The 4,669-nt window shown below is 49.6% G+C and carries 6 protein-coding genes and 1 pseudogene; all 7 read right to left on the bottom strand.

The window, feature by feature from the left end; genetic code table 11:
* Positions 1 to 78 precede the first annotated feature (78 nt).
* A complete protein-coding gene (locus tag A918_RS0107685; protein ID WP_198013279.1) occupies positions 79 to 390 on the bottom strand; it encodes a glycosyltransferase in 312 nt (103 codons plus the stop codon).
* Positions 391 to 440: 50 nt separating this feature from the next.
* Entirely contained in the window at positions 441 to 947 is a 507-nt protein-coding gene (locus A918_RS22450; RefSeq protein WP_371257507.1) for a polysaccharide deacetylase family protein, read from the bottom strand.
* 283 nt (positions 948 to 1,230) lie between these two features.
* Complete coding sequence (locus A918_RS0107675; protein WP_022710495.1) at positions 1,231 to 1,824, bottom strand: tyrosine-protein phosphatase; 594 nt, start codon at positions 1,822 to 1,824, stop codon at positions 1,231 to 1,233.
* Positions 1,811 to 2,620, bottom strand: a complete 810-nt coding sequence (locus A918_RS0107670; protein WP_022710494.1) for a glycosyltransferase family 25 protein — start codon at positions 2,618 to 2,620, stop codon at positions 1,811 to 1,813. The genes A918_RS0107675 and A918_RS0107670 overlap by 14 nt, the downstream gene beginning before the upstream one ends.
* A 197-nt stretch (positions 2,621 to 2,817) precedes the next feature.
* Positions 2,818 to 3,069, bottom strand: a complete 252-nt coding sequence (locus tag A918_RS22270; protein ID WP_245257303.1) for a hypothetical protein — start codon at positions 3,067 to 3,069, stop codon at positions 2,818 to 2,820.
* Positions 3,063 to 3,986 (bottom strand): MFS transporter, encoded by a 924-nt coding sequence (locus tag A918_RS21155; RefSeq protein WP_245257302.1) that lies wholly within the window; start codon positions 3,984 to 3,986, stop codon positions 3,063 to 3,065. The genes A918_RS22270 and A918_RS21155 overlap by 7 nt, the downstream gene beginning before the upstream one ends.
* A pseudogene (locus tag A918_RS22015) lies at positions 3,983 to 4,669 on the bottom strand (hypothetical protein); the annotation flags it as partial. The gene A918_RS21155 and the pseudogene A918_RS22015, both read right to left, overlap by 4 nt.

Here is a 4,669-nt window from a genome sequence, read left to right as displayed (position 1 = left end):
TAGAAATGGTATGCTGTCACCAGCACACTTTGAACAGAACCACAAACTGAAGACGAAGAGTGTCTAATAAACTCGGGGCTATTCAAGCCAATGCTCGTCCACTTCCTCGTCGTCATCCGCAAATGTCAAAATATCAAAGCCGTTCTCGGTTGCAAAACGGAGAACGTGATCTCTGACGCTTGCGATCCCCAGCTCGGGCTCAATAAGATACGTAACGGTATGGCCTGTTACTTGTTCGGCAAACTTCCCAATTATTTCGGTCAATGTTTTAACCGAATTGTTTTCAACGATGACAAAATCGATGCAGGCGTTCTCTGGCAACTTCAAATTGCTATAGCTCAACAAAAGCCTTTCGAGCATTTGCGGTCGGTTGCGTGTCACCGTACCCACGGCGATCCTTCGTTTGTGTGAAGTGTGACAATCCGCGTGCTCCATAGACTTCATCCGAACGGCGCTTTCCGGAGCGTAGCTATCCATCCATTACAATGCCGAATGTTACGTCGAGGAAGAAGGAGAGGATCGTCTGAAGCAGACGCTCTTGCCTTGCGTGTTGTTGTCGCTAGCCGAAAATCCGCTTTGGCGACCATATCTCGGATGTTCCGCGAGACACTACCATAAGGATAGCAAAAGGATCGTACCTGCTGGCCCGTCAAATCCTCCAGTTGAAGCTTCGAACGCTTTATTTGCCTGAAAGATTCTGCTGGATCGACGTCGGTGAGAGAAACATGGTCAACAGTATGTGCTCCAACTTCATTTCCCGCTCGCGCCCATTCCAGAACCTGCGTTGTGGACATGCAAGGAGTATGCGGGATTCCGATAGCTTCATCCCATCGGTTATAGCCCCCAATCTCGCCACTTACGAAAAAGCAGGTGGCGGTAAAGCTGAGTTCACTGAGAATGGGAAGAGCGTGTTTGTGGACATTTTCGAAGCCGTCATCGAACGTGATACCGACGACACGGCCTTGCTTTTCGCCATTTTTTATAGATACGCCTTGTTGTGGCAGTAAAGGCTGAAGAGTGCCTCATAAGTCGACGAAATAAGTGCAGGGATCTCTTCTCTCGTTGTCGGATTTCTGGAAATAAAGGCGGAAACAAGCTCTGATACGCACTTCAGACGAAGAGCGCTGTCGATGTCGATCTGATAACTCCGAATTGAAGATTGTGTCATCATTTTACCTAGACCAATTTGATTTTTACTATAATCTTGAGCTTGTCTTGCTCTGACATCATTTAGTTTTGGATTCTCTTGAACAACGCCCAGGATTCTTGCATCGAAAAGCGACCAATGCCGGGTATTGGGACGTGCCCATAGTAAGGAGATAATTGAAGCTCTGCTAACCAGCTTCCAGAGCCAGTCAACTTCACAAAAATTGCTGACACCAGGCCAGTGCGATTTGCACCGTGCTCACAATGCACAAGCATCGGTTTGGGCGCGCTATTCCATATGGCAATCAATTTTTCCAGATCCGTTTTTGATAGTGTATGGCCAGAGCTGATAGGAAAATCTATCAGTTGGACATTTGCGCGCCGTGCAGCCGCTAACTCTTCACGGCACCAATCGCCCTTAGCTTCATCGCGAAGATTTAGAATGCTTTTTACGCCAAAATTTTCCACTATATACTTGATTTCGGCGGCGTCAGGCTGGGCCGAGCGATAAAGGACACCTGGAATAACTTCATCAAAATTCCCGCTCGCAATCACGTGTACAGCACGGATGCCAGCGGCGACCAGCATAACAAGAATACAAACCTTCGATATACTACTAAATCGCATGCAAAATGAACGGCGCAATCCCCGTTGCTGAATGCGTTCAAAACCAGCCATCCACCAAGCTCCGTTCATAGGCCAGGATCCTACGCGCATATAGAGTTGAGCGAAGTTGCTTTTCGAGCTCAAGAATGTTCCGCTTCAACGCAAATCTAATGGTTTGTCGTCTACTGGCTACATCTAACAGATGGCGTTCGTCTTCAAGCAACGAACCACCCAGTTCGTGACTTACCTCGGACAGGAGGTTCTTAGAGGCGGACCAGACCCGAAGACCTAGTTCCCAAGGGTGAGATAGGTCTTCATCTAGGGGCCTGAATACTTGCTTCCGACAAAGCAGCCGTTTTGCTGCTTGTGAATTAATGAGATAGCCTACTGCACCATTGGCCGGTCGTTTATGGCATACAAGTTTGGAATTTGCAGCGTATCTAGTTGAAAGGACCTTCTTGGCCGTGAAGTTGAAAAGTTTGATGATATCCCAGCTTCTATAATCCAGCTGCAATAGCACATCGGTTAGGAATGTCTTCAAGTGCTCATTGTCGATGATCATGGCGTTGTCTTCAAGAACCAAGCCAACGTAAACCCCATCCTCGACAATTTGTTGCCAGACTTTACGGCGTCCTTTATAAACGGCAATTTCACCGGCTGTCAGAGGACGTTTATAACGGAAGAAATTGGTCACTCCATTATAGTCGGACGACGAAACTTCTTTCGCTGTGTAGCCTTGAATAAACTGATGGGAAATTTCAGTCGCCGCCCAGGTCTGCGTCGAACTCTTGCGTCGCGGTCCATCGTCGGCGTCGACGGTAAGGATATAAGCTTGTAAAGCTCTGCTATTGCTGACAACCGATTGCACGAAACTTCCCCAATTTCCGCGTTAATGTCATCTCGCGAAATTGGCCGACAATCGCAATTTTGTTTTCTACAATCGGATGTAATTTGGTCAGAATCTAATATTTTGATCGTTCTCTGACACCAGAAAAATGCTCTGATAAGATTGATTACTACTCGGCATATAAAATGATCGCTAGAATAAAAACAGGTAGATTTTGTTCATGATTCCAGTTCAGACGATCCCAATCTGCCGCATGATTGCCTTTTCTCTCCATGAATTGTAGCAAAAATTGCGAATGACGCGCAGGAAATGGCAGCAAGGATTGCCAGTCCATGCAAGGAATATTCCATCGCGAGGCCACCAAGCAACGGGCCAAAGAGTGCTCCCGTACCCCATGCTACGGAAAGCAACGCATAGATGCTGACGAGTTCTCCACCGTTGTAACGATCGCCCAGCGCTGCGATCACCATTGTGTAGATGTCCGCAAATGCCCCCCCCAGACAAAAAGGAGCGGGTAGGCAAACCAGGGGTGCGCGAGCGCGATCGGCCAGATCAATGCGCTACATGCTGAAAACGAAGCGAGGAATATGATGAGCATGGTACGACTCATGCGATCCCCAAGCCAGCCAGTGGGTAGTTGCAAAACGATGGAACCGGTCAGAAGAATAGTAAGGAGAATCGTTGCTGACTTTTCGGGCCATCCAAGATTGACGGCATAAACGGGCAGGAGGCTTAGTCCTGCCGTTTCCAGCCCGGCATTCAATGCCGCTGCTGCAACTGCAACTGGGACTATTTTCAGATAACGAAGGGGACTACCACTGTCAGCTCGTCTGGGCATGACGTCGCGAGGGTGTCCCAGAACAAGAGCGAGGCAGGCTATCAGGGCAAGGCCCGCGCCGATGAGAAAGGCAAGGGATTGTTGACGGCCAACCAGTGCTAGTATTGCCGGGCCCAGTGCCATGCCCGTTGATAGTGCAGCGACATAAATCGCAATCGTGCGGCCCCGTTTGGCCTCGCTTGTGGTCTGGTTGAGCCAAGTTTCAGAAACCACCAGCAGGGTTTCCGAAGCGGCACCCAGAGCCGCGCGTAATGGAAACCATAGCAAGAATACCGGCATGGCAGGGAAAAGAGTAAAAAGAAGGCCAGCGAGAAGGAGCGCCCCTTTGGCCAATTTACGAAAACCAAGTCGTAACGACAGTCCAGGCAAAAAGGGTGCTATCAGCAAAACGCCGATAGCATGCATGGCGCTGTTTGCTCCGACGATCGTTTCCGAATATCCTGCGTCCACCAGTTCAAGTGCGATCAATGGTGCACTCAGACCATAGGTAAGGCCAAAGATGGCGGCGGTTAGAATAACGACGAATGTGGTCATATCTGGTCTGGTCACATTTCGCTCCGTTCGCCCTGTGGCAGAACGTGTTGTCCGGCCACTCGGCTTCGGTCGCGGAATGCTTCCTTCAGCTTTCTGCGCCAGCGGCGGTTGCTGTGTTCAACCACCTGAAAGGTTAGACGTGTGTAGTCAAGGACCATTCCTGGTGTCCAGCTCATGGCTTCTGCCCGTCCGCGTATGATGCGCATCATCCAGAAATGTGGATCACTTACAATACGAAGAAAATCACGCAAGGGCCTTCCGGTAAAGGATGAACCTTCGAGTGCTGCATCCAGTGCCTGGATAACCGTCGTCGAGCAGTTGCGCGCGGTCAAATTATAAGTTCTGTCCCGAGAATAGGCATTCCAGAATACGCCAAGCGCTTCAGGATTGAAGCGTGAAAAGGTAATTTTCTGATCCGGCATGCACCATGCAGCAGCTTCCGCTGCCAGGGATTCATTGAATCGTCCCGCCACATCATTTTGATGGCCAGCATTGAGAAGCGCGCGAAAGTCGTCCGGCCTGTGGTCAATGTCGTCCAGAGGGTAGTGACTTATATAAAGATCAGGAGGCATCTCCAGGGCACTATGGCCGGTCGAGATAACGCCTTTTTTGTCGACGGCAGCAACATACCGATCAATCAATATTCGTCTTTCGGCATCGGTTACCGAGGCGATTGCTGTCCAGACATAGACATTGAG

The sequence above is a fragment of the Pseudochrobactrum sp. AO18b genome (assembly GCF_000409565.1).
Taxonomy (GTDB): domain Bacteria; phylum Pseudomonadota; class Alphaproteobacteria; order Rhizobiales; family Rhizobiaceae; genus Pseudochrobactrum; species Pseudochrobactrum saccharolyticum.
The sequence above is the reverse complement of the archived record's forward strand: the minus strand, read 5'-3'. Positions and strand labels throughout refer to the sequence as shown.

Coding starts and splice junctions, on each gene's coding strand:
- A918_RS22270 (WP_245257303.1), bottom strand. CDS start 3,069: ATGGTGATCGCAGCGCTGGGCGATCGTTACAACGGTGGAGAACTCGTC.
- A918_RS0107675 (WP_022710495.1), bottom strand. CDS start 1,824: ATGGCTGGTTTTGAACGCATTCAGCAACGGGGATTGCGCCGTTCATTT.